Below are 1,667 nucleotides of genomic sequence, written 5' to 3'. Positions count from 1 at the left end.
CGGCGTTTTTCAAGGTAGTTGTCGCCTCAGATTGATTTATGCCGCCTTGTTTTTCTCGTCCACGACCGCTGGCTTTTCCGGGTTAAGATAAACGTCTTTTATCGGTTCCCAGTTTCTAATATGACCGCTCCAACGCAATGGATGCTCTGAACGGGCTTGTTCGTACACCTGCTGCCGGTGAGCCAGTATTTGAGCGTCTTCTCCTGCATGGCGCTGGACTGGCGTAACAAACTTAATCGCGCTATGCCGATGCTCGTTGTTATACCACTGGACAAAGCCATGCACCCAAGCCCGCGCGGCATGTAAGTCTGCAAATGGGCGCTCAGGATAGCTGGGGCGATATTTCAAGGTGCGAAACAGAGATTCAGAATACGGGTTGTCATTGCTCACCGATGGCCGACTGAACGACGGCATGATCCCCAGCTGCTGTAATGTGGCGAGCATTGTCGCCCCTTTCATTGGGCTGCCATTGTCAGAATGGAGCGTGACTTGATGACGTTGGATGCCTTCTCGCTGACAGATATCGGTCATTAATTCCGCCGCCAAGACGCTGCGCTCCTCGTCATGCACCTGCCAGCCAACGATCTTCCGGCTGTAAATATCCATAACGACATAAAGATAGAGAAACACGCCTCGAACCCGCGTGGGCAGGTAGGTGATGTCCCAAGTGTAAATTTGATTAGCGGCGGTTGCCGTTAGGGCTCTGGGCTTTTTAATGGCGGTTGCCAGCTTGGACTTCTGGCGGTGGTGAAGTTGCTTCTCATCCTTCAGGATACGGTATAACGTCGATTCAGAACCGATATAGCGGCCTTCATCGGCCAGCGTCGGGACAATCTGGCTAGGTGCCAAGTCAGCGTACGCCGGCTCGTTCACCAGTTTGATAATGCGCTGTCGCTCCAGTGTCGACAGTTTATTCGCGGGTGTGTGCAGCGTATCTTGTCGGCTGTCGCCGACATTGTCGCGTCGATCCCAGCGCTGATAGGTCTTGGCGCTAATGCCAACCACCTCGCACGCTGCGGCCTGTCTGGCGCCCGTCGACCGTGCCTCATCAATCAAGCTCACAATGCCGTCTCGCACCGCGCTCACTGTGAGTCGTCCTCGCTGCTTCCCCAAATCGCTTGGACTTTTTTTTGGAGCACCAACAATGCCGCAGTTTCAGCCAAGGCCCTATCTTTACGGTTAAGCTCTTTCTTCAATGTCTTGTTTTCATGCTTAAGCTTTTTGGTTTCAGACGGCGAAATCGCTTTGGCCTTGGCGCCACCGACAAAATCCTGAGTCCATTGCTTTATGTGGTGGGGATAAATGCCCTGTTCACGACATAGGGCATTAACGGCCTCATCATCCAAGGGGCCGCACGCAATAATCAATTTAAGCTTCTCTTCCAAGCTCCAATCTTGTGGTCTTTTCTCTTTTGACATAAGGCGTAAGCTTGTGCCCTCGGTAGCGGTGAAGGATTCGAATTCTTGGGCTCGGGATTGTACCATCCACCGATTGAGTGTGGAGTAACCGACCCCCAGCGAATCAGCAACCTCTTTTAGCGTTGTATCGCTGCTGCGACTGAAGGCCTTCTTCACTGCTTGAATTTTGAACGATTGGGTAAATCTTGCTTTCATCATTTACTGCCTCTAACTGAAAATTAGAAGCGACAACTAGCCTGACACAGGGGG

Annotated in this window: 1 protein-coding gene; it reads right to left on the bottom strand. The window is 52.1% G+C overall.

All coding sequences use genetic code 11. From position 1 onward, the window contains the following. Positions 1–36: 36 nt before the first annotated feature. A protein-coding gene (locus AB4876_RS19025; protein WP_368383268.1) for an IS3 family transposase occupies positions 37–1,613 on the bottom strand; the annotation gives its coding sequence in 2 pieces (ribosomal slippage) (positions 37–1,118 and positions 1,118–1,613; 1,578 coding nt in all). Between the last annotated feature and the right edge of the window lie 54 nt (positions 1,614–1,667).

This window comes from Zhongshania guokunii, assembly GCF_040892635.1.
In the GTDB taxonomy this organism is placed as follows: Bacteria; Pseudomonadota; Gammaproteobacteria; order Pseudomonadales; family Spongiibacteraceae; genus Spongiibacter; species Spongiibacter guokunii.
Note: the sequence above shows the minus strand (reverse complement) of the source record. Positions and strands in the feature narration are given on the sequence as shown.